The following is a 22,271-nucleotide window of genomic DNA, read 5'->3' on the forward strand; positions in this document are numbered from 1 at the left end:
CTGATGAATCGCGGAGGGGTGCCGTCGTGGTATGGACCCTTAGACGAGGCTCCGCAGAACGTACTGCAGGATGCCGCCGTTCCGGTAATAGTCCGCCTCACCAGGGGTGTCGATCCGGACCACGGCGTCGAACTCGACGGTGGCCTTGCCTGCGGGCGAGTGCTCGGTCGGCTCAGCGACCACGTGCACCGTCCTCGGCGTCGTGCCGGCGTTGAGTTCATCGAGCCCGGTGATCGAGATCGACTCGCTTCCGTCGAGGCCGAGCGACTCCCAGCTCTCGCCCGCTGGGAACTGCAGCGGGACGACGCCCATTCCGATGAGGTTCGAGCGGTGAATACGCTCGAAGCTCTCGGTGATGACGGCCTTCACACCGAGCAAGCTCGTTCCCTTGGCAGCCCAGTCACGGGACGAGCCCGAGCCGTACTCCTTGCCGCCGAGGATGACGAGCGGGATGCCCGCCGCCTGGTAGTTCTGCGACGCGTCGTAGATGAACGACTGCGGAGCATCCGGCTGGGTGAAGTCGCGGGTGTATCCACCCTCGACGCCGTCGAGCAGCTGGTTCTTCAGGCGGATGTTCGCGAAGGTTCCGCGGATCATCACCTCGTGGTTTCCGCGGCGGGAACCGTACGAGTTGAAGTCCTTACGGTCGATCCCGTGTTCGGTCAGGTAGTGACCGGCCGGGCTGTCGGCCTTGATCGAGCCGGCGGGGCTGATGTGGTCGGTCGTGACCGAATCGCCGAGCTTCGCGAGGACGCGGGCACCGGTGATGTTCGTGACCGGAGTCGTCTCCATCGTCATGCCGTCGAAGTATGGGGGTTTCCGCACGTAGGTCGACTCGGGATCCCAGTCGAAGGTGTTTCCGGCCGGGGTGGGCAGTGAACGCCAGCGCTCGTCACCCTCGAACACCGACGAGTACTCGTGGGTGAACATCTCCGTGTCGATCGAGGTGTCGATGGTGTTCTGGACCTCGGCGGCATCCGGCCAGATGTCCTTGAGGAACACGTCGTTGCCGTCGTGGTCCTTGCCGAGGGCATCCGTTTCGAAATCGAAGTTCATCGACCCGGCGAGAGCGTACGCGATGACGAGCGGCGGGCTCGCCAGGTAGTTCATCTTCACGTCCGGGTTGATCCGGCCTTCGAAGTTGCGGTTACCGGACAGCACCGCAGTGACGGCGAGGTCGTTCTCATTGATCGCAGCCGAGATCTCCTCGGCAAGCGGACCGGAGTTACCGATACAGGTGGTGCAGCCATAGCCGACGGTGTAGAAGCCGAGCTTCTCGAGGTCGTCGGTGAGTCCGGCCTTGGCGTAGTAGTCGGTGACGACCTTGGACCCGGGTGCGAGCGTGGTCTTGACCCACGGCTTCGACGTGAGGCCTTTCTTCGCTGCGTTACGGGCCAGGAGGCCGGCAGCGAGCATGACCGACGGGTTCGACGTGTTCGTGCACGACGTGATGGCGGCGATGGTCACCGCTCCGTGGTCGAGCGTGAAGCCTGAACCGTCCTCGAGCGTGACCGTGGTCGGCTTGGACACCGTCTGGGGCGCGTGGCTCCGGTGGGTGTGCGTGTGGCTGCTGTGCTCGTTTTCGGGAGTGTTTCCGGGCGGGTCGGAGGCCGGGAAGGACTCGGAGGTCTCGAGGTCGACGAGGTCGTGCTCAACCGACGTGTAGTTGGTGAGATCGCGCTCGAACTGTGACTTCGCGAGCGTCAGTTCGATCCGGTCCTGCGGGCGCTTCGGCCCGGCGATCGATGGAACGACCGTCGACAGGTCGAGTTCGAGGTACTCGCTGAAGTTCGGCTCGACGGCGGGGTCGTGCCAGAGGCCCTGGATCTTGGAATATTCCTCGACCAGCTGCACCTGCTCCTCGCTGCGCCCGGTGAGGCGCAGGTAATCGAGGGTGACGTCGTCGATCGGGAACATGGCGGCGGTCGAACCGAACTCGGGGCTCATGTTGCCGATGGTGGCGCGGTTCGCGAGCGGGACCTGCGCGACGCCTTCACCGTAGAACTCGACGAACTTGCCGACAACGCCGTGCTGGCGCAGCTTCTGCGTGATGGTGAGGACGACGTCGGTCGCGGTCACGCCGGTCGGGATCGATCCGCTGAGCTTGAAGCCCACGACCTTGGGGATCAGCATGGAGACGGGCTGGCCGAGCATTGCCGCCTCGGCTTCGATTCCGCCGACGCCCCAGCCGAGCACGCCGAGGCCGTTGACCATGGTGGTGTGCGAGTCGGTGCCGACGAGGGTGTCAGGGTATGCCTGCAGGGCGCCGTTGACCGAGCGGGTGTAGGTCACCCGGGCCAGGTACTCGATGTTGACCTGGTGGACGATGCCGGTTCCGGGCGGGACGACCTTGAAGTCTTCGAAAGCGGTCTGGCCCCAGCGAAGGAACTGGTACCGCTCGCCGTTGCGCTCGTACTCGATCTCGACGTTGCGCTCGAGGGCGTTCGGGGTGCCGAACAGGTCGGCGATGACGGAGTGGTCGATGACCAGTTCTGCCGGCGCGAGCGGGTTGATCTTCGTCGGGTCTCCCCCGAGCTCGGCGACCGCTTCACGCATGGTGGCGAGGTCGACGATGCAGGGAACGCCGGTGAAGTCCTGCATCACGACGCGGGCAGGGGTGAACTGGATCTCGGTGTCGGGCTCAGCGGTGGGAACCCATCCGCCGAGCTTCTTGATCTGCTCAGCCGTGACGTTCTTGCCGTCTTCGGTGCGCAGAAGGTTCTCAAGGAGAACCTTGAGACTGAACGGGAGCTTCTCCGACCCCTCGACGGTGTCGAGCCGGAAGATCTCGTAGTCGGTGCCCCCGACCGAGAGTGTGTTTTTCGCCCCAAAGCTATTTACGGTAGACATTGGCCTTCTCCTTCATTGGCACAGGCACGTACACGCCTGCCATAGGTCAATAGTGGTTTCCCGACCCCGTGCGTGGCTAGCAAGGCGAACCTAACCGGCTGCGCAGGCATCCGTTCCGACCATCGACCCTATTTATCTTGATGTCGAGATAACTCTATCAGGAGGCGGCAGGCACTTTCCGGTACAACGCGCGGACCACGAGCCACGTGACGATCAGCAGGGGCGCGTAGAGCGGGATCCCCATGATCAACTTCGTGGCGGCGAGCCACTCGACGTTGCCGGCGAGATAGAGAGGAAGTTGCACGCCGAGCCGGAGAAGGAACATGCCCGCCCAGCAGAGGGTGAGGACGGCAAAGACCCTGCGTTTGAGGGCGACGCGCCGCCAGGCGGTTCCTTCGTTCATGAGATAGCCGGCGATCAGCCCGACGATCGGCCAGCGGACGGCGACCGAGATGAGCAGGGCCGTGGCATACACGCCGTTGGTGATGAAGCCGAGTACGAAGTTGTCTTCCGGGCGGTTGGTCATCAGCGCGAGTGCCGCCGACGCACCCGCCGCGACCAGCCCGCCGAGCGCCGACGTGACCGGCGTGCGCTGCATGAGTCGCACCGCGGTGAAGATCGCAGCCACACCCACCGAAACGGCGAGCGAGAGTGGAAGGTTCTCCGTCAGCGTGTAGCCGATCAGGAAGAGCAGGCCGGGAAGGATCGCTTCCACGATTCCGCGGATGCCGCCCATCGCCTCGAGCAGGACCTTGCCGTTGGGCTGATCCGCCTGGGCAAGGGCCCCCAGCCCGGACCTGGCTGCCGCGCTGCCGAGCGCGGCAGCGATCGTCTCAGCGGCGTCGGGTTCGGTGCCGGTCTTGCGATCGTCGGGAAGTTTCTCGGTCATCGGTCCTGATCAGCTCGTCGGCGTGGCCGAGGCAGGCATCTTGAGAGGGATGAGGTCGCGCGGAGGCATCGGCGCCGAACCGCGGACGACGACGATGCTGCGGAACAGGTCCTCGACCTTCGCAGCGGCATCCGGGTCGGTTGCTCCTTCGCCGGCGATGACGCCACGGAGGAACCAACGCGGGCCGTCGACGCCGACGAACCGGGCGATACGCATACCCGCTGCACCGTCGGAGCCCTGGACGACGGGAACCTCGGCGACGAGCTCCGGGCCGAAGACGCCGTCCCGCTCGGTGGCAGTCCCGCCCTGCTTGGCGATCTGTTCCTGGATCTGCACGCGGGTTTCGTTCCACAGTCCGGTGCTCCTCGGAGCGGCGAACGGCTGGATCTGGAGGGTCGAACCGGCGTAGTCGAGGCCGACCGCAACGATCCGCTTGGTGCTCTCCTCCACCTCGAGGCGAAGGTTCAAGCCTTCACGCGGGAGGATCTTGACCCCGCCGAGGTCGATGTATGGGCGGACGGAGTTCGCCTCAGCCTCGTCGAGCGGGCCTTCGGTGCTCCGATCATCCGGTGCCGACTTCGACAGGTCGGTGCCGAATTCTGCGTCGTCCGTGTCGAGGGTGTCCAGTTCGGCGTCCACGACAGCGGCGTCTTCCACGGTGCTGTCGTGATTGTCGACATCCGCGTCGACGACCGGCTCGGTGTTCTCGATGTCCTTCTGCTTGTTCTTCCTGATCATTCCTTGGGTCCTGTTCCTGAAGTGTTGTACCCGGTGGAGCCGAAGCCGCCATCGCCACGAAGGCTTCCCGGGAGCGTGTCGACCGGCACGAACCGCGCGCGGCTCACGGGCTGAACGATCATCTGCGCGATGCGGTCACCCGGTTCGATCGTGTACGCGTTCGACTGGTCGGTGTTGAGGAGGGTTACCTTGATTTCTCCGCGGTATCCGGCGTCGACGGTTCCTGGTGCGTTCACCACGGTGATGCCGTGTTTCGCTGCAAGACCGGAGCGGGGCACCACAAAGGCGACGTAGCCGTCCGGGAGGGCGATCGAGACGCCCGTACCGATAACGGCCCGTTCCCCCGGTGCGAGGGTTACGGCATCCGTCGATTTGAGGTCAGCGCCCGCATCGCCGGGGTGCGAGTACGCCGGCAGCTCCGGGGCGATAATGAGTACGTCAACGCTTTCGATCACGTGTCGAGGCTAGTGCAGAAGTCTGAATGGAAGTGCCGATGACCCGATATCGCGAACGTTTGTGGCCAGCACCCTGGCTTCTGATCGCCTCGGCACTTGTAATCCCGGCGAGCATGCTTGTCCTTGCTCCCATCTCGATTCCTGCGGGCATCGTGACGGCGATTCTCCTCTACGGCGGTTGCGTCGCTCTTTTTCTCGTCGGGGCTCCCATCATCGAGGTTGACGAGCGGATGCTCCGCGCCGGGCGCGCTCGCGTCTCGCTCGACCTGCTCGGCGAGCCGCGAGTCTTCACCGGGGAGGACGCCACCCTGGAACGTGGGCCACGCCTCGATGCCCGGGCCTGGCTGCTGATCCGCGGGGCCATTGACCCTGTCGTCACTGTTCCGCTGCACGACCCGGCCGACCCGACGCCCTATTGGGTCATCTCGACCCGTCGACCACGAGAACTGGCCGCCGCGATCGAGGGATCGCGACGGCCAGCGGGTGCCAAGGAAAGTCCCTAGGCTGCGCACTCGGCGCAGATCGGTCCGAGCTTTGTCTCGTGGTCGATCTGCGAACGGTGCTTCACGAGGAAACAGTTCACACAGGTGAACTCATCCGCCTGGGGTGGGAGAACGACGACGTCGAGGTCGAGGTCGGAGAGATCCGCTCCAGGGAGGTCGAAACCGCCGGGGTTGTCGGCGTCTTCAGCGTCGACGGATCCGGACAGCTTGTCTGGCACGCGCTCCTTGAGGGCCTCGATCGACTCTGAGTCATCGTCGGTCTTTCGGGGGGCGTCGTAATCCGTTGCCATGTCCATCCACTTCTTATGTTTTCGTCCGATCGCTGTCGGCGGCGATAGTTTGCATGATTACGAGGTGAATAGCAAACCGAGGCCGCTCAGCTCTCGCTTCCCGAAACCAGAACCCACGGCACGCCCACGGTATTCCCAAAGAAACGCGTAAGCCGTGGCACGATTTGAGGAACAAATCACAGCCTGGAAGGCAGTTGATCATGCACGACTTGAAAGTCATTGGCGTCGAGGACGGCGCGCTCATCGCAGCCACCGACAACGGGGAACGTTTTCGGCTTCTCATCGACGACGTGCTGCAGTCGCACGTGCGCCGCAGCCGTCAGGAGCCCACCAGCGGCCCGAAGCTGAGCCCGCGTGAGATTCAGGCGCACATCCGTTCCGGGATGTCGGCCGAGGAGGTCGCGACCCTGACGGGCGCCGACCTCGAGTACATCCAGCGCTTCGAGGGCCCTGTGCTCGCCGAACGTGAGCACATCGTCGGCGCAGCGCTGAGCGTCCAGGTCCTGACGGTCATCGAGCCGACGAGCGACGACGACGACTCGACCTTCGGCGCCGCGATCCGCGCCCGGCTGGAATCGCTGGGTGCCAGTGACGAGCGGTGGACCAGCTGGAAGGAGGCGAGCGGCGGGTGGACCGTCAAGCTCTCCTTCACGGCGTCGAACATCGACCACGATGCACGCTGGAGTTTCGAACCGAAGAGGCAGGCACTTGCGCCGCTCAACGGTGAAGCAGTGACCCTCTCCAAGCAGGGTGAGCTCCCGACGGCGCTGATCCCCCGTCTGCGGGCGGTCGAGCGCGAGGACGCCCACCCGGATGACAGCCGTTTCGACAGCGGTGCCTTCAACTTCCGCACAGACGACAGTGGCGACCTGACCCCTCACATCGAAATCGCCGGGCGATCGCAGTCCTCGTCGAACGCTGCGGCTGCAGCGGCGATCAACCGCTCTGAGGATGGCAATGCCCAGTCCAATCAGACGGCTGACCTGCTGGAGGCGCTGAGGAAGCGCCGCGGCGAACGGGAATCTGCCCACCGCCCGGTTGACGACAGTGCCGTTCGGCCGGCGCCGCGACCGGTGGATGTGCCGTTGGATATCGAGGGAATCAGGCCGAGCTCTCCCACCGCTCCCCCGGAGACCCCGAGCGCATCGGTACGGCCCAAGCGCGGCCGCGCTGCGATGCCGTCATGGGATGAGATCGTCTTCGGGGCGAAGTCCGACGAGGACTGAGCGGGGCCTGAGAGGCTCCTCTTCGTTCCGCGACATCGTCGATCGGGCCCAAAGGGATGCTCCCGAGCACACGAACGACCGTTTGGGACCGATCGATGGCGTGAATGAGCCTTTGGGACCAATCGGTCGCACGGACGAGCCGCCTTACCTCAGCGCTCGAACGCCCCCAGCCGGACGAGCGGCACGATGCGTTCCTCGGCCGTGAGTGACCCGTGCTGCCCGACCATGTTCCGCGCCGCCTGGTCGAGCGGCCTCGAATCGTAGTAGACGACGCGTTTGCGCGCCGCCACGAGCACGTCGCCGATGCGCGGCAGCACGTCCGGGTGCACGTCGCCGAACAGCCCTGCGGCCACCGCGTCGGTTCGAGTGGCAACCCAGGCCCGCTCCCCTTCGCTCTGCTCCCACAGGGTCGCGAGGGCGAGACGGTCGGCATCCGTCGCTCCGGGTTCGAGGTAGAGATGCAGGCACCGGGGTTCGCCTCCGACGTGCCTGACGCCCTCGACCAGCTCTGGCGCCTGATCGAACAGCACGTGCGACCGATGCGGCACATCGATCGAGCCGTGATCGGCCGTGACCAGCACGCCGACCCGTTGCGGGAGTGCCTTCACGAACGACTGCAGCTCCGCGTCGACGGCTTCGAGTCCGCTGAGCCACTGCGGGGACTCCCAGCCGTAGGCGTGTGACGCTTTATCGAGCTCGGGGATGTAAAGGTACGCGAGCGAAGGCTCGCCCGTCGCCAGGATCCGGGCTGCCTCGGCGAACCGCTCAGAAATCGAGTTCGCGCCGCGGTACTCGGCGCCACGGAGCACTGCACGCGTGAATCCTGATGAGCGGAATCTCGAGGGACCGATCGCAAAGCTCCGGATGCCGCCCGCAGCGGCCTGCTCGAACACCGTCGGCTCGCGCTGCCACAGCTGGGGGGTCATCCCCTCGTCCCAGCCGGTGAGCTGATTGACCAGCCGATCGTTGGCCACGTCAAGCGTGCGGTAGCCGACGAGCCCGTGCTGGCCGGGCATCACACCCGTGGTGAGCGTTGTGAGGGCCGCTGCCGTCGTCGTCGGGAAGACCGAGGTGATGGCTTCGCGGGGCCGGGCGGCGAGGAACCGGGCGTGACCTGCACGGGCGGCGAGCTGCGAACGGCCCAGGCCATCGACCACGACGACGACCACCGAGCGGACCGGCGGGAGCTCCAGATCGTTCGGCTCCCGGGCCAGTGAACGTGCCGAATTCGGCAGAACATCGGCAAGGCTTCGGGCTCCGGGTTTTTCGGTGGGTAGCATGGTGGCCATCCGGGCAATTCTGGCATAACCGCTCCGCGGCCGCCGATCGCCCGACCCCCTGCCCCTTTCTGAGAAATCCCGGATGTCCCGCACACACACGCCTCCCCCTGCTGATGACTTCACCGAACGCATCGAAGATGTCGACGTATCCGTCGAAATGCAGGGGTCGTTCCTGGAGTACGCCTATTCGGTGATCTACTCCCGCGCGCTCCCCGACGCCCGGGACGGGCTGAAGCCTGTGCAGCGGCGCATCCTGTACATGATGTCCGAGATGGGACTCCGGCCCGAGCGTGGCCATGTGAAGTCGGCCCGCGTCGTCGGCGAGGTGATGGGAAAGCTGCACCCCCACGGCGACTCAGCGATCTACGACACCCTCGTCCGGCTCGCACAGCCCTTCACTCTGCGGGTTCCCCTGATCGACGGCCACGGCAACTTCGGTTCTCTCGACGACGGACCCGCCGCCGCGCGTTACACCGAAGCCCGGCTCGACGCGTCAGCGCTGGCGATGACCGACGAACTCGACGAAGATGTCGTCGACTTCGTTCCCAACTACGACAACCAGCTGACCCAGCCCGACGTGCTCCCTGCCGCGTTCCCCAACCTGCTCGTCAACGGCGCGAGCGGTATTGCCGTCGGGATGGCCACCAACATGGCTCCGCACAACCTCATCGAGGTCGTCGGCGCAGCACGTCACCTCCTCTCGCACCCGAATGCGACTCTCGACGACCTCATGGAGTACGTGCCAGGCCCCGACCTGCCCACCGGCGGCACCATCGTCGGACTCGACGGCATCAAGGATGCCTACGCCACCGGTCGAGGCAGCTTCAAAACCCGCGCCAAGGTCAGCATCGAGAACCTCTCGGCGCGCAAGAGCGGTCTCATCGTCACCGAACTCCCCTATCTGGTCGGCCCGGAGCGCGTGATCGAGAAGATCAAGGACGGCGTCTCCAACAAGAAGCTCAGTGGCATTTCGGATGTCACGGACCTCACCGACCGCAAACACGGGCTGCGGCTCGTCATCGGCATCAAGACCGGGTTCAGCCCGCAGGCCGTCCTTGAGCAGCTCTACCGCTACACACCGCTCGAAGACGGGTTCAGCATCAATAACGTCGCCCTCGTCGGCGGCGGCCCGCAGACCCTCGGGCTGCGGGAACTGCTCCAGGTGTACATCGACCACCGGATCGACGTCGTCACCCGCAGGTCGTCGTTCCGCCTCGCGCGCCGTAAGGAACGCCTGCACCTGGTCGAGGGCATGCTCATCGCCATCCTCGACATCGACGAAGTGATCCAGGTCATCCGTGCGAGTGACGACACCGACCAGGCACGTACCCGCCTGGTTGAGGTCTTCGACCTGTCGGTGCTCCAGGCCGAATACATCCTTGAGCTGCGACTGCGCCGGCTCACCCGCTTCTCCCGCATCGAGCTCGAAGCTGAGCGTGACAAGCTGCTCGCCGAGATCGCGGAACTCGAAAGGCTCCTCGGCAGCCAGGCTCTCATCCGCAAGCAGGTGGCGGACGAACTGGCGGATGTCGCCGAACGGTTCGGCACACCCCGCCGCACTCTCCTCACCGAAGCGCGCCCGAGCATCGCAACAGCCGCCTCCAAACGGCAGGCGGCGCAGCTGGAAGTGGCGGACACCGCGTGCCGCGTGTTCCTCAGCACGACGGGCAGGGCGGTGCGTGTCGACCGGGTCGAGGGCGAAGAGGCTGTGGAATCAGCCGCTCCTGCCCGGGCTAGGCGACGCACAAAGCACGACGCCGTCCGGTCGTTCCTGGACACCACGTCCCGTGCCGAAATCGGCGCCGTCACGTCCCTCGGGCGACTGATCAAGTTCACAGCGGTCGACCTTCCCGTCGTCCCGGCGAACTCACTCCAGCTCGCCGCAGGCGTCCGGATCGGCGACTACCTCGCCCTCCCGAACAAGGCGGAGCGCATCCTCGCCTTCGTGTCACTCGAGAGCACGATGCCGATCGCGCTCGGCACGCGGCAGGGCGTCGTGAAGAGGGTCACGCCCGGTGACTGGCCGAACAAGTCGGACTTCGAGCTCATCGGTCTCAAACCGTCCGATGAAGTGGTCGGAGCAGCGCAGGCGCCTGACTCCGCGGAACTTGTGTTCATCAGCTCTGCTGCGCAGTTGCTGCACTTCCCGGCATCCGGTGTCCGGCCGCAGGGCCGCGCCGCAGGAGGTGTCGCCGGCATGAACCTCGCAGCAGACTCGCACGTCATCTTCTTCGGAGCGCTCGACCCTGCCGCCGAGAACGTCGTCACGACGGTGTCGGTATCTGCGGCCACGATCCCCGGTACCGACCCGGGTCGGGTCAAGGTGTCGTACTTCAGCGAGTTCCCCGGGAAGGGCCGCGCCACCGGCGGTGTGCGCTCGCATTCCTTCCTCAAGGGCGAAGGCAGTCTCTCGCTCGCCTGGGCGGGCCCAGCACCGGCGCACGCCGTCGGGGCGGACGGGTCGGCGCGGACGATTCCGGATGCCGGCGCGAAGCGCGACGCGTCCGGCACCGCCATCGACTCGGTGATCGGATCGATCGGCAGCGAGATCACGACCGACTGAGCGCCGGTCGCCCCTGAATCGGCGGCTGCCCTGTCGCCGATTCACCCGCTCCAGACCGGGACACCCGGCGTATCGGGTGATGTGGTCCGGACGGGGTGAAGACGCCGCAGGTCCGGCGTCGATGTGGTCCGGAACGGGTGAAGCCGTCGCAGGTCAGGCGTCGATCCGGTCCCGGTTCAACCGGTCAGAGCTCTCTACAATGAACTCCTTGCGCGGCGCCACATCGTTGCCCATCAGAAGTTCGAAGACGTGGGCGGCCTGTTCGGCGTCCTCCATCCGCACGCGTCGAAGCGTGCGGTGCCTGCGGTCCATCGTTGTGGTCGCCAGCTGGTCGGCATCCATCTCGCCGAGTCCCTTGTAACGCTGGATCGGTTCCTTGTACCGCTTGTTCGACTTCTTGAGCTTCGCCAGCAGCGTGTGCAGTTCCTGCTCGGAGTACGTGTAGATCGTCTCGTTGGCCTTCGACCCCGAGTTGATCACGACGACGCGGTGCAGAGGCGGCACCGCGGCGAACACCCGCCCCTCGGTGATCATCGGACGCATGTAGCGGAAGAACAGCGTCAGCAGCAGGGTACGGATGTGGGCACCGTCGACGTCTGCGTCGCTCATGATGATGACCTTGCCGTAGCGCGCCGTCGAGATGTCGAAGCTGCGGCCGGAGCCGGCCCCGATGACCTGGATGATCGCCGCGCACTCCGCGTTCGAGAGCATGTCGGAGACGGATGCCTTCTGCACGTTGAGAATTTTGCCCCGGATCGGGAGCAGCGCCTGGAATTCACTGTCGCGCGCGTTCTTGGCCGTGCCGAGCGCAGAGTCGCCCTCGACGATCATCAGTTCGCTGTTCGCGACATCGTTGCTGCGGCAGTCGACGAGCTTCGCCGGCAGCGAGGAGCTTTCGAGGGCGTTCTTGCGGCGTTGGGTCTCTTTGTGGGCGCGCGCGGAGATGCGGGACTTCATCTCGGAGACGACCTTGTCGAGCACGAGCGCCGTCTGTGATTTGTCGTCCCGCTTCGTCGACGCGAACCGTTCCTTCATGGCGGATGCCACCACGCTGGCGACGATGCTTCGCGCGGCCGGTGTGCCAAGGATCTCCTTGGTCTGGCCTTCGAACTGCGGTTCGGGAAGACGCACGGTAAGTACGGCAGTGAGTCCGGCGAGCACGTCGTCCTTCTCGAGCTTGTCGGAGCCGACCTTCAGCCGGCGGGCGTTCTGTTCAACCTGCTGGCGGAGGAACTTCAGCAGGGCCTGCTCGAACCCGGCTTGGTGCGTCCCGCCTTTCGGGGTGGCGATGATGTTCACGAAGCTCTTCACGACGGTGTCGTATCCGGTCCCCCAGCGGAGGGCAATGTCGACCTCACAAGTCCGCTGAAGCTCGGTGGCGACCATGGCGCCTGAGTCACTGAGCACCGGAACCGTCTCGGTGAACGTGCCGCTCCCGCTGAGCCGCCAGATGTCGGTAACCGGGGTGTCGGTTGCGAGGTGCTCGACGAATTCGGAGATGCCGCCCTCGTACTCGAAGAGATGCGTGTCGGCATCCGCCGTCTCACCAGACCGCCGATCCTCGATCGTCAACCCGAGACCGGGGATGAGGAACGCGGTCTGCCGGGCGCGGGCGATGAGCTCGTCCATTTGGAAGGTGGCGCCCTTGGTGAAGATCTGCCGGTCCGCCCAGTAACGGACCCGAGACCCGGACACGCCCTTCTTAACCTTGCCGACGACCCGCAGTTCACTGCCGAATTCGAAAGGCGTGAACGGGGCGTCCGGGCTTGGTTCCCCTGAGTCGGCGAAGATGCCCGGTTCGCCGCGGTGGAACGACATCGCCCAGGTCTTGCCGTCACGGTCTACTTCGACGTCGAGTCGCTCGCTCAGGGCATTGACGACGGATGCGCCGACGCCGTGAAGTCCACCGGATGCCGCGTACGAGCCCGAGCCGAACTTTCCGCCGGCGTGGAGTTTCGTGAAGACGACCTCGACGCCGCTCAGGCCGGTCTTCGGTTCGATATCGACGGGGATGCCACGGGCGCGGTCACGCACCTCGACGCTGCCGTCTTCGTGCAGCACAACGTTGATGTGATCGCCGTGACCGCCGAGGGCTTCATCGACGGAGTTGTCGATGATCTCCCACAGGCAGTGCATGAGGCCACGTGAGTCGGTCGAGCCGATGTACATTCCGGGGCGTTTGCGAACCGCCTCGAGGCCTTCGAGGACGGAAAGATGGCGCGCGGAATAATCGGAACTCACAATACTCAAGCCTACCGATCCGCCCCTGTGAGGCCGGAAGAGACACGATTTCATCACAGGACCGTACGCGCACAGCGAAATAGCCGACCCAATGGGAAGATATCCAGCCATGCGTGGTTTCATTGGGTAACAGCACATGCTCGAACACCAAGGTCAGGAGGAGCTCATGTCAACTGGAGAACACGGTACCGGACGAGCGGCAAACGGTAGTGTCGACACCCTTGAGCCACAGCTGACCGCTGCGGACCGTTGCGACAGCTGCGGTGCACAGGCTTACATTCGCGTCGTTGTGAAGAGCGGTGAACTTTTGTTCTGCGCGCACCACGGCAAGAAGTACGAGGAGAAGCTGTCCGCGATCGCGCACAGCTGGCACGACGAGTCGAGCCGACTGCTCACCGACCCCCGCTGACTTATCCGGTAGACCCCGGACAAACAAAACCGCCGCCCGAACTTCGGGCGGCGGTTTTGTTGGTGGCAGGTCCACTGGGGAACCCTTTCTAAACCGGACGACGGCCGCCAGACTTATCGCGTGACTTCAGGGCGTACTCCGTGGGTGTTGCATGTCGACCTCGACCAGTTCATCGCGGCGGTCGAAGTGCTGCGATATCCCGAGCTCGCCGGCAAACCGCTGATCGTGGGTGGGCGCGGCGACCCCTCGGAACGGGCGGTAGTGTCGACGGCCTCGTATGAGGCACGCGCGTTCGGCGTCGGCTCCGGGATGCCGTTGCGGATCGCCGCCCGGAAGGTTCCGGATGCCGTGATCCTGCCGGTCGACGCTGAAACGTACCTGGCGGCATCCCGCGAGGTCATGGCGACCCTCCGTGAGCAGCCCGGCGCGACCGTTCAGGTGCTGGGCTGGGACGAAGCGTTTCTCGGAATCGATACTGACGACCCCGAGGGCTACGCCAACCGGGTGCAGCGGGCGGTACTGGAGAACACCCGGCTGCACTGCAGCGTGGGCATCGGCGACACACTCGTTCGTGCGAAGGTCGCCACCGGGTTCGGCAAACCCCGCGGAGTCTTCCGGCTGACCGCCGACAACTGGCTGGATGTGATGGGGAGCCGGCCGACCATCGACCTGTGGGGCGTCGGGCCGAAGGTCTCCCGTCGCCTGTCCGGGCACGGCATCACCACCGTCGACGAACTCGCTTCGGCGGACGCGGACACACTCGTCGGGGAGTTCGGCCCGAGGATGGGCCCGTGGTATCGCCAGCTGGCACGCGGCGAGGGGGCGCGAGTGGTCGACGACGCCCCCTGGGTGGCTCGCGGCTACAGCCGGGAGACGACCTACCAGCGCGACCTCACGACGTCCGCAGAGGTGGAAGCCGCGGTGCGCGACCTGGTCGACCGGGTGTTGCAGGATGTCGAAGCTGAGGCACGCCCGGTGATCGGCGTGACCCTTAAGGTGCGATACGCGCCGTTCATCACGAAGATTTTCACAAAGAAAATCCCGGAGACCGCGGACCGTGAGGTCGTTCAGGCGCGGGCTCTCGACCTCGTTGGCAGGCTCGAGGAGAACCGGCCGGTGCGGCTCCTCGGCTTCCGCGCGGAGATGACGATGCCCGACGTCGCGCGGGACGGACACACCCCGACGCGGAGCGGCTGGTGAGAGCGCACACCGCTCCCCTGCCGCGCGGACGGCAGACCGGGCGCGAACGACAAACCGCCGCCCGATTCCGGGCGGCGGTTTCATTGTTCGTTCGGCGAAATCAGGCAGGCACCTTCGCGAGGAGGATGCCGCGGGCGAGGTCGATGACCGCGTCAAGGTCAGCGTGCTCCGGCCCCGGTCGATACTCAAGGCCAGCGCGCTGTGCGGCAACCTCGATGAGAGAGTCAGCCACAGCCGGGTTCAGCACGAGGAACGGCCCATGGCAGTGGGTTCCGATGCTGTTGCGCACCCGAGCGCCTTCCGTGCCGTCACCGTTTCCGAAACCGTTGCGCACGCGGCCGAGGGCTTTCTGGTCGGGGCGACCGGTGTAAATGGAGGTGTGGTTCTCCGTACCGATGAGCAGGCCGAACTCGCTCTCGACGGCGAACGCCTCGGTGATGATGCGTTTTCTGCTGCTGTCGACAGATCCGGCGAAGACGCCGGCCCCGGGGAACACCTCGGTGGCGCTCAGTCGGAGAGACGTTGAAAGCAGGTGGAAACCGGCGCCAGCAGCAACGATCACGACCCCCGCTTCAGACCACGCACGGAGCATTGGCGCGATGCGATCGACGTCAGCGGCGATCGCCCGGACGGCACTGGACGAACCGGTGCCGATGAGGACGATATCCGCCGACTCGGGCAGCTCACCGCCTGACGAGTAGCTGAGCTCTTCGACATCGAGGCCGGCCAGCCGCATGCGGCGCACAAGTGCGGTGCGGTTGCCGACGTCTCCGTTGAGGGAAAGGTCACCTGGGTACAACTCAAGAACGCGAATACTCATGCGGCACCCGCTTCCAGGTCTTTGTAACCGAGGTAACGGCGGGTGGCCATCATCTGGTCGTAGTCGAGGAAGAACGTGTGGCGACCGCTCTTCGGCTTGGGGCCGTCCAGCATCCGCTGCACGGCCTTCGTGATGTCAGGTTCGATGACACCGAAGTCCTTGCCCTCATACGCGAGGCGGAGGGCCACGAACGCGCCCTTAGGACCCGAGATGACGTCGACGTGGTCAAGCCGGCTGAGATCGGCGGCGTACAACCAGGACGGATCCTTGCTGGATTCGTCGTAGGCGAACAGCACCGAGTCCGGGGTCTCCTGCAGGTAGTCGAGGTTGAGCTGCAGGCTGGCGAGGTTCTTCAGCATGAGGATCTCGACCTCGACGCCGTTCACCTGCAGGATCTCACCGCGGCCGTAGACCGTCTTGGTGGTCTGCACCGCGGAGATGGCCTTGGTGATGTCGAACCGGTCCCCCAGGTTGCGGGCGGCGAGGGTGAACGCTGCAGCGATGTCGACGGCGTAGTGGATGCCGCGAGACGGCATGCGCACTTCGTGGACGGTGCCCGCGAAGGCGATTTTCGCGTCGTAGCCGTCAGCATGGACGACCTCGGCCACGGCGTGGCGGACGGCGGTCGTCGCAACGCCCGAGAAGTCGCGCGCTGAAACCTGGCCGTGGGGCGCTGACGCCTGGACCTCAGGGGTGACGCCGAAGTATTCGACGGCAAGCCGGCCCTCTGCCTCGAGTTCGCTCCCGAGGGTGCCGAGGAAGTTGTCGTCGCGGTTCAGGACAATGGACGACCCGATCTCGGCGGCGATCCCACGGAACATCTGGGCGACCTTGTCCGGTTCACCGAACCGGTAGATCTGATCCACGAGGAGGTTGAGGATGACAGCAGTCTGCGGTTTCAGCTGTCGTGCGATCACCGCGCCGTAACCCTCATCGATCTCGAGGATGGCGATGTCCGCGTCCATGCGACCGGTCAGGGAGGTCTCGGCGAGCATGGCGGAGGCGATGCCCTGGGGCATGTTCGCGCCGGACGGGTTGGTGAAGACCTTCAATCCGTGCTCACGCATGATCGCGGAGAGCAGGTTGGTCGTGGTCGACTTTCCGTTCGATCCGAGGACGAACACGACACCATATGGGAGCTGGGAGGCGACGTCACGCATGACGTTCGGGGCCAGCTTCTGGACGACGACACCCGGCATCGCGCTTCCGCCACCCCGCAGCCGCGTGACGAAACGCGTCAGGCGGCCGGCGAGGATAGGAAGGACATAGTGAAGGCCGGTCGACTTACTCAAGGTAGTCCCGGAGCGACTGCGACCGGGACGGGTGGCGCAGCTTGGCCATCGTCTTCGATTCGATCTGGCGGATGCGTTCGCGGGTCACGCCGAACGTGTCACCGATCTGGTCGAGCGTCTTCGGCATGCCGTCACCGAGACCGAAGCGCATCCGGATGACGCCGGCTTCACGCTCGCTGAGCGAGTCGAGCAGGCTCTCCAGCTGCTTCTGCAGCATGGTGAACCCGACGGCGTCGGCCGGTACGACGGCTTCGGTGTCTTCGATGAGGTCACCGAATTCGCTGTCGCCGTCTTCACCGAGCGGGGTGTGCAGTGAGATCGGTTCGCGACCGTACTTCTGCACCTCGATGACCTTCTCAGGGGTCATGTCGAGTTCGCGGCTGAGTTCCTCAGGGGTGGGCTCGCGACCGAGATCCTGCAGCATCTGCCGCTGGACTCGTGCGAGCTTGTTGATGACCTCGACCATGTGCACGGGGATTCGAATCGTGCGGGCCTGGTCCGCCATGGCGCGGGTGATGGCCTGGCGGATCCACCAGGTCGCGTACGTGGAGAACTTGAAGCCCTTGGTGTAGTCGAACTTCTCGACCGCGCGGATGAGACCCAGGTTTCCCTCCTGGATGAGGTCGAGGAACTGCATTCCACGGCCCGTGTATCGCTTTGCCAGGGAAACGACGAGACGGAGGTTCGCACCGAGGAGGTGGCTCTTGGCGCGTGCGCCGTCCTTGGCCACCCACTGCAGTTCGCGGCCGAGCTGCGTGCGCTTCTCGGTCTCGTCCATCTGCGACAGTTTGTCTTCGGCGAAAAGTCCGGCTTCGATCCGCATGGCGAGTTCGACTTCTTCGGCCGCGTTGAGGAGCGCGACCTTTCCGATCTGCTTGAGGTAGTCCTTGACCGGGTCGGCGGTGGCGCCGGTGATGGCCGAGGAGTAGACGGGGACTTCGTCCTCGTCGTCAACGAGCGAAAGGACGAGGGCGCCCTGCGGCAGCGCTTCTGCTTCTTCTGCCTTCTTCTTGCGGGCCTCTTCGGCTTCTTCCCGTTCGGCGTCCGTCTGGTCGACGTGTACCTCTTCGGGCTGCTCTTCTGCCTTCTTCTTGGCGGGTCCGCGCTTTGCGGGGGCGGCCTTCGCTGCCGCCGCCTTCGGGGCGGCCCCGTTCGCTTCGGCCTCGGCCGCCGCCGCCTTCTTGAGGGCAGCTGCCGTCGGGGCCTTCGTGGTCGTAGTCTTGGCGGGCGCCTTCTTGGCGGGCGCCTTGGTCTTCGCTGGAGCTGTCTCCGCGACCGCGTTCTTTGTTGCCGTGGTGGTTTCTTCCGTTGCCGAAGTTTGTGCGGCCTTGCTGGCCATAGGAGCACCTTTCAGCCCGGGAGCGTGTTAGTCACGGACACCGCTCTTGGGCCCAGATTGTTTTCGGACATTACTAAGACCCATGTCAAGCCCTGATGCTGTGCACGCGTCACCAGACGCGGCCAGAACGGACTTGAACGGGTCCTTAGTACACATTATGTCACGTTTTGATGTGAGAACGAGCCATCCCGTGATCACCGTCGTCCGCGACGGCGACGAATCGCCTCAAGAGCTGCAACCCACAGAGGGCCTACCTGTATTCCCTCTTCTTCGACGATCCGCCGGCGTGTGCGCCGCCTGGCGAGAATCAGCATCACCACACCGAATCCGATGACGAGGTACTGGACGAGGAATGCGAGCCGGAAGGCATCCAGCCGATACAGCTCTTCGGGTGCCGCGCCCGCAGGTGACTGGGAGTCGAGGATCAGGCCGATGAGGAACATCATGATGAAGCTGGCCAGGAAGCCGCCGACGTTCACGACGCCGTTGGCGGACCCGAGAACACGAACCGGGTTAAAGGTACGGGCGAAATCGAAGCCGATGAGCGAGCCAGGGCCTCCTGCCCCGAGGACCACGAGAAGCATGATGAGCAGCCACAGCGGCGGGGTTCCCGGCCAAAGCAGCAGGGCCGTCCAGGCGAAGGCGATCGCGATGACGATCGCCAGGACCAGATTGCTCCGCCGGTACGGGTACCGGGCCGACAGCAGCCCGAGCAACGGGCCGATGAGAACACCGGATGCGACGATCACGAGGAGCATGGACGCCGCCGTCGCCTCTGACAAGCCGAGGCCGTAGACCATGAACGGGTAACCCCAAAGCAGGGAGTACACCGTTCCTGACGACTGGGTGACGTAGTGGGACCAGAACCCGAGCTGCGTGCCCGGGCGGCGGAAACTGGTCTTGAGGGAGCTGATCGCCTCTCGGAGGCTCTCGGCGCGCCTGCCTTCTGTGGACTCGGCTGGACGGTCGCGGATGACGGCGAGGGCGAGCACGAGCGCAAGGGCGACGAAGGACGCGGCCGCGAGGAAGGCAGGGGTCCAGCCGAGTGCATGCAGAAGCCAGGCGAATGGAATCGCGGACAGGATCTGCCCGGCCTGTCCGAGGTTGCCCACCCACTGGGACAGCTGCGGCACGATGGGCCCTGAGAACCACGAACTGACGAGGCGCATCACCGAAACGAAGATCGCCGCGTCCCCGGCGCCAACGAAGACGCGCCCGAGCACCGCAACGGAGATCGTCGGTGAGAACGCAAGCACGACCTGACCAACGACAAGGAAGGAAAGCCCCGCGGTGATGAGAACCCGCGGTCCGAGCCGGTCGATGAGCACCCCGACGGGCACCTGCATGCCCGCGTAGACGACGAGCTGCAGGACGGCCAGCGCCGACAGGGCGGAGGCTCCGGCATCGAATCGCTCGACGGCAGACACCCCGGCGACACCGAGGGTGGAGCGCTGCATGACGGCAGCGATGTAAGCGAGAACCCCGACCCAGAACACGAGCCAGGATTTCGCAGAATTCATAGCTCCAGCCTATGGCAGCGCGTGACCCCCCTCCGTCCCGCTACGTCGGAGAGCCCGCAAACGCTACGATGTCGGCTCGCCCGGCGGGCGCTGCTCGTCAGGGCCCTTGCGACCCGCGAGGAACTTCTCGAGCTCTGCTGCGATTTCGTCGGCAGACGGAAGCGTACCGTCGGAGTCCATGAGCGGCGACTTCAGGGCGCTGCCTTCCATGTAGGTGTCGTACCGCTCCTCGAGGGTGCCGACGAGCCTCTTCAGTTCTTCATTGCCGCCGACCTGCTCGTCGATGCGCGAGACGAACTCACGTCCTTCTTCACGAAGCTCGTCTGTGGGCAGGATGAGCCCTGTCGCAGCGCTGATGCTGTCGATTGCCGCGATCGCGGCCGTTGGGAACTCGGTGTCCGCCAGGTAGTGCGGGATAAGAAGGGCGAAGCCTGCGACGCCTGACCCGCGCTCGGTGAGGCGGTACTCGAGAAGGTGCAGCACGTTCGACGGGACCTGCGTGTGGGGTCGCCAGACACTCATCGACTCGATCAATTCTTCGCGCGTGCCGCTGACCGTGACTCCGATCGGCCGGGTGTGGGGAACAGGCATCGGAATGGCGTGCACCCAGGTCGTCCGCGCCACCCGGAATCGGTCGATCAGGCCGATGAGGTCGCTCACGAACCGTTCCCAGAGAAAATCGGGCTCGTAGCCGGTCAGAAGCAGGAATGGGTGGTGCAGGTCGTCGTAGGCGAGGGACACCTCGAGCCTCGGCGGCGTGTACTCGGTGAGGTGGTCCTGGTCGAAGTAGATGATCGGCCTGCGGGCACGGTAATCGAGCAACAGGTCGTTGTCGAAGACCGCGACCGGTTCACTTTCGAACGCGCCACGCGAATAGTCGTTGAACTGCCCGGCTGCACCACCGGCGTCAGAGAACCCGGTGAGCGCCACGACGAGGTCGAGACCGTCGGGCACGTCGGATGCCGCAGCCGTCAGCTCGAAAAGATCGCCGGGATAACTCATACCTCTACTCTAATCGGCGACCAGCAGCGCCGGCGCGGCCACGCAACGCGCAGAGCGAACACGACCGATGGCGTCTCGAACCGAGCGTCTAGCATGAGAGTCATGTCTGTCCCCGCGCTCTCGGTGTCCTCTTCCTCCCCCCTCGACTCCACGGCCGACGTCCTCGTCATTGGAGCGTTGAGCTCCGGCTCGTCCGCCGTGCTGCACGCCGTCGACGGCTTTGTTGCGGTTGGCGAGCTTTTCGACGCGATCGGCGTCACCGGATCCGCCGACCAGCTGGTGCGGATCCCGGCCTCCGTCGGATCCGCGAGGAGCATCGCGATCATCGGGCTCGGATCGGATGCCGGGACGAACAGCCTGAGGAATGCAGCCGGGTCAGCAGTACGCCAGCTGGCCGGAGCCGGCACCGTCGCGTTCGCCTTCCCCACGGCATCCGCCACCGACGTCGAGGCGATCCTCGAGGGTGCCGCCCTCGGTGGTTACACCTTCACCGCGTTCCGGAACACCTCTCTTGACTCCGCAAAGCCTGGCGTCCAGGGCGTCACCGTGCACCTCGCGGGCGACGCTCGCGCCGAGGTCTCGTTCGACGCCGCCGTCACGCGCGCCGGGATCGTCGCCGACGCTGTGGCCCAGGTCAAGGACCTCGTCAACACTCCCCCGGGCGACCTGTACCCCGCCGCCCTCGCACAGGCGGCAGCGGATGCGGTTTCCGAACTCCCGATCGACGTCACCACCTGGGATGAAGACGCGCTCGCCGCCGACGGTTTCGGGGGAATCCTCGGAGTGGGGCAGGGCTCAAGCCGCGGGCCGCGGCTCGTCAAGCTCGCCTACTCCCCCGACGGCGCGACGAAGCACCTCGCCCTCGTCGGCAAGGGCATCACCTTCGACACCGGCGGGCTGTCGCTGAAACCGGCGGCATCGATGGTCGGGATGAAATACGACATGACGGGGGCGGCATCCGTTCTCGGTGTGATCGTTGCAGCCGCCCGGCTTGAGTTGCCTGTCCGGCTGACCGCGTGGCTGTGCATCGCCGAGAACATGCCGTCCGGTACGGCGATCCGCCCAAACGACGTGCTTCGAATGAAGGGTGGCCGCACCGTCGAAGTGACCAACACCGACGCTGAAGGACGGCTGGTCATGGCCGACGGCCTCGTCGCCGCAAGTGAGGAACATCCGGACGCCATCATCGACATCGCCACACTCACCGGCGCCGCCATTGTGGCGCTCGGCAAACGCTTCACGGGCGTGATGGGTGACGACGACTTCACAGCCGATGTGCTCGCCTCCGCGCGATCGGCCGGCGAGCCGATGTGGCAGATGCCGTTTCCGGCCGAAACCCGCGCGCTGCTCCGGTCGGACGTCGCGGATCTGGCGAACGCCAAGGTGGGAAACACCGCAGGCGGGATGCTCGTCGCCGGTGTCTTCCTCAAGGAGTTCATCGGTCCCCAGAGCGACGCGGACGACGCCCCGACCATTCCGTGGGCGCACCTCGATATCGCCGGCCCGGCGAACAACCCGGACGCTCCTTTCGGTTTCACGGCGGGAGGACCCAGCGGCGTTGGGGTTCGCACGCTCGTCAAGGTGGCCGAAGAGTTTGGTCGCCCGTAGTAAGGTCGTATGGGCTAGTCAGCCCCCAATCGTCGCCAACCCGACC

18 protein-coding genes are annotated in these 22,271 nt (G+C 65.3%); 6 read left to right on the top strand and 12 right to left on the bottom strand.

Annotated features, from left to right (window positions below):
- Positions 1–39 precede the first annotated feature (39 nt).
- The 4 genes from acnA to dut all read right to left on the bottom strand — a co-directional run bounded on the left by acnA (position 40) and on the right by dut (position 4,932).
- Positions 40–2,850 (bottom strand): aconitate hydratase AcnA, encoded by a 2,811-nt coding sequence (acnA, locus tag BM197_RS11910; RefSeq protein WP_090711801.1) that lies wholly within the window; start codon positions 2,848–2,850, stop codon positions 40–42.
- A 157-nt stretch (positions 2,851–3,007) separates the two neighbouring features.
- Positions 3,008–3,739, bottom strand: a complete 732-nt coding sequence (locus tag BM197_RS11915) for a DUF3159 domain-containing protein (RefSeq protein WP_090711803.1) — start codon at positions 3,737–3,739, stop codon at positions 3,008–3,010.
- A 9-nt stretch (positions 3,740–3,748) separates the two neighbouring features.
- Positions 3,749–4,477, bottom strand: coding sequence for a DUF3710 domain-containing protein (locus BM197_RS11920; protein ID WP_090711805.1), 729 nt, complete (start codon positions 4,475–4,477; stop codon positions 3,749–3,751).
- Positions 4,474–4,932 carry a dUTP diphosphatase gene (gene dut, locus BM197_RS11925; protein ID WP_090711807.1) on the bottom strand — a complete coding sequence of 153 codons (459 nt, stop codon included), beginning with the start codon at positions 4,930–4,932 and terminating at the stop codon, positions 4,474–4,476. The genes BM197_RS11920 and dut overlap by 4 nt, the downstream gene beginning before the upstream one ends.
- A 38-nt stretch (positions 4,933–4,970) precedes the next feature.
- Here dut and BM197_RS11930 point away from each other — a divergent pair, with 38 nt between their 5' ends.
- Entirely contained in the window at positions 4,971–5,435 is a 465-nt protein-coding gene (locus BM197_RS11930) for a DUF3093 domain-containing protein (RefSeq protein WP_090712118.1), read from the top strand.
- Here the strand turns inward: BM197_RS11930 and BM197_RS11935 are convergent.
- A complete protein-coding gene (locus BM197_RS11935) occupies positions 5,432–5,725 on the bottom strand; it encodes a DUF4193 domain-containing protein (protein WP_090712116.1) in 294 nt (97 codons plus the stop codon). The genes BM197_RS11930 and BM197_RS11935 overlap by 4 nt on opposite strands.
- Positions 5,726–5,925: 200 nt before the next feature.
- Here BM197_RS11935 and sepH point away from each other — a divergent pair, with 200 nt between their 5' ends.
- Positions 5,926–6,951, top strand: coding sequence for a septation protein SepH (sepH, locus tag BM197_RS11940; protein WP_090711808.1), 1,026 nt, complete (start codon positions 5,926–5,928; stop codon positions 6,949–6,951).
- 149 nt (positions 6,952–7,100) lie between these two features.
- On the opposite strand, the gene BM197_RS11945 is transcribed toward sepH, so the two are convergent.
- Positions 7,101–8,240 (bottom strand): alkaline phosphatase family protein, encoded by a 1,140-nt coding sequence (locus BM197_RS11945; RefSeq protein ID WP_090711810.1) that lies wholly within the window; start codon positions 8,238–8,240, stop codon positions 7,101–7,103.
- A 73-nt stretch (positions 8,241–8,313) separates the two neighbouring features.
- Between BM197_RS11945 and BM197_RS11950 the strand changes: the two genes are divergently transcribed.
- Positions 8,314–10,794 carry a DNA gyrase/topoisomerase IV subunit A gene (locus BM197_RS11950; protein WP_090711812.1) on the top strand — a complete coding sequence of 827 codons (2,481 nt, stop codon included), beginning with the start codon at positions 8,314–8,316 and terminating at the stop codon, positions 10,792–10,794.
- A gap of 153 nt (positions 10,795–10,947) precedes the next feature.
- Here BM197_RS11950 and BM197_RS11955 read toward each other — a convergent pair whose 3' ends face one another.
- The gene (locus BM197_RS11955; protein WP_090712120.1) at positions 10,948–13,038 is read right to left on the bottom strand and encodes a DNA gyrase/topoisomerase IV subunit B; all 2,091 of its coding nucleotides are present in this window, start codon (positions 13,036–13,038) and stop codon (positions 10,948–10,950) included.
- A 163-nt stretch (positions 13,039–13,201) separates the two neighbouring features.
- Between BM197_RS11955 and BM197_RS11960 the strand changes: the two genes are divergently transcribed.
- Complete coding sequence (locus BM197_RS11960; RefSeq protein ID WP_090712122.1) at positions 13,202–13,444, top strand: DUF7455 domain-containing protein; 243 nt, start codon at positions 13,202–13,204, stop codon at positions 13,442–13,444.
- 120 nt (positions 13,445–13,564) lie between these two features.
- On the top strand, positions 13,565–14,644 hold the full coding sequence (locus tag BM197_RS11965; protein ID WP_483869183.1) for a DNA polymerase IV: 1,080 nt from the start codon (positions 13,565–13,567) through the stop codon (positions 14,642–14,644).
- Positions 14,645–14,744: 100 nt separating this feature from the next.
- Here the strand turns inward: BM197_RS11965 and BM197_RS11970 are convergent, their stop codons facing one another.
- The 5 genes from BM197_RS11970 to BM197_RS11990 all read right to left on the bottom strand — a co-directional run bounded on the left by BM197_RS11970 (position 14,745) and on the right by BM197_RS11990 (position 20,617).
- Entirely contained in the window at positions 14,745–15,464 is a 720-nt protein-coding gene (locus tag BM197_RS11970; protein WP_090711816.1) for a type 1 glutamine amidotransferase, read from the bottom strand.
- Positions 15,461–16,756, bottom strand: coding sequence for a Mur ligase family protein (locus BM197_RS11975; protein WP_143095068.1), 1,296 nt, complete (start codon positions 16,754–16,756; stop codon positions 15,461–15,463). The genes BM197_RS11970 and BM197_RS11975 overlap by 4 nt, the downstream gene beginning before the upstream one ends.
- Positions 16,749–18,095 carry an RNA polymerase sigma factor gene (locus BM197_RS11980; protein WP_090711821.1) on the bottom strand — a complete coding sequence of 449 codons (1,347 nt, stop codon included), beginning with the start codon at positions 18,093–18,095 and terminating at the stop codon, positions 16,749–16,751. The genes BM197_RS11975 and BM197_RS11980 overlap by 8 nt, the downstream gene beginning before the upstream one ends.
- Before the next feature lie 194 nt (positions 18,096–18,289).
- A complete protein-coding gene (locus BM197_RS11985; RefSeq protein WP_090711823.1) occupies positions 18,290–19,615 on the bottom strand; it encodes an MFS transporter in 1,326 nt (441 codons plus the stop codon).
- Positions 19,616–19,678: 63 nt separating this feature from the next.
- A complete protein-coding gene (locus BM197_RS11990) occupies positions 19,679–20,617 on the bottom strand; it encodes a proteasome assembly chaperone family protein (protein WP_090711825.1) in 939 nt (312 codons plus the stop codon).
- Positions 20,618–20,719: 102 nt separating this feature from the next.
- Here BM197_RS11990 and BM197_RS11995 point away from each other — a divergent pair, with 102 nt between their 5' ends.
- Positions 20,720–22,225 (top strand): leucyl aminopeptidase, encoded by a 1,506-nt coding sequence (locus BM197_RS11995; protein WP_090711828.1) that lies wholly within the window; start codon positions 20,720–20,722, stop codon positions 22,223–22,225.
- Positions 22,226–22,271 lie beyond the last annotated feature (46 nt).

It is taken from the genome of Mycetocola miduiensis (assembly GCF_900115155.1).
GTDB classification, from domain to species: domain Bacteria; phylum Actinomycetota; class Actinomycetes; order Actinomycetales; family Microbacteriaceae; genus Mycetocola_A; species Mycetocola_A miduiensis.

Excerpts from the sequence above, each read along its gene's own strand:
- acnA (WP_090711801.1), bottom strand. The coding sequence starts at position 2,850 with ATGTCTACCGTAAATAGCTTTGGGGCGAAAAACACACTCTCGGTCGGG.
- BM197_RS11915 (WP_090711803.1), bottom strand. The coding sequence starts at position 3,739 with ATGACCGAGAAACTTCCCGACGATCGCAAGACCGGCACCGAACCCGAC.
- BM197_RS11920 (WP_090711805.1), bottom strand. The coding sequence starts at position 4,477 with ATGATCAGGAAGAACAAGCAGAAGGACATCGAGAACACCGAGCCGGTC.
- BM197_RS11930 (WP_090712118.1), top strand. The coding sequence starts at position 4,971 with ATGACCCGATATCGCGAACGTTTGTGGCCAGCACCCTGGCTTCTGATC.
- BM197_RS11935 (WP_090712116.1), bottom strand. The coding sequence starts at position 5,725 with ATGGCAACGGATTACGACGCCCCCCGAAAGACCGACGATGACTCAGAG.
- sepH (WP_090711808.1), top strand. The coding sequence starts at position 5,926 with ATGCACGACTTGAAAGTCATTGGCGTCGAGGACGGCGCGCTCATCGCA.
- BM197_RS11945 (WP_090711810.1), bottom strand. The coding sequence starts at position 8,240 with ATGGCCACCATGCTACCCACCGAAAAACCCGGAGCCCGAAGCCTTGCC.
- BM197_RS11950 (WP_090711812.1), top strand. The coding sequence starts at position 8,314 with ATGTCCCGCACACACACGCCTCCCCCTGCTGATGACTTCACCGAACGC.
- BM197_RS11960 (WP_090712122.1), top strand. The coding sequence starts at position 13,202 with ATGTCAACTGGAGAACACGGTACCGGACGAGCGGCAAACGGTAGTGTC.
- BM197_RS11970 (WP_090711816.1), bottom strand. The coding sequence starts at position 15,464 with ATGAGTATTCGCGTTCTTGAGTTGTACCCAGGTGACCTTTCCCTCAAC.
- BM197_RS11980 (WP_090711821.1), bottom strand. The coding sequence starts at position 18,095 with ATGGCCAGCAAGGCCGCACAAACTTCGGCAACGGAAGAAACCACCACG.
- BM197_RS11985 (WP_090711823.1), bottom strand. The coding sequence starts at position 19,615 with ATGAATTCTGCGAAATCCTGGCTCGTGTTCTGGGTCGGGGTTCTCGCT.
- BM197_RS11990 (WP_090711825.1), bottom strand. The coding sequence starts at position 20,617 with ATGAGTTATCCCGGCGATCTTTTCGAGCTGACGGCTGCGGCATCCGAC.
- BM197_RS11995 (WP_090711828.1), top strand. The coding sequence starts at position 20,720 with ATGTCTGTCCCCGCGCTCTCGGTGTCCTCTTCCTCCCCCCTCGACTCC.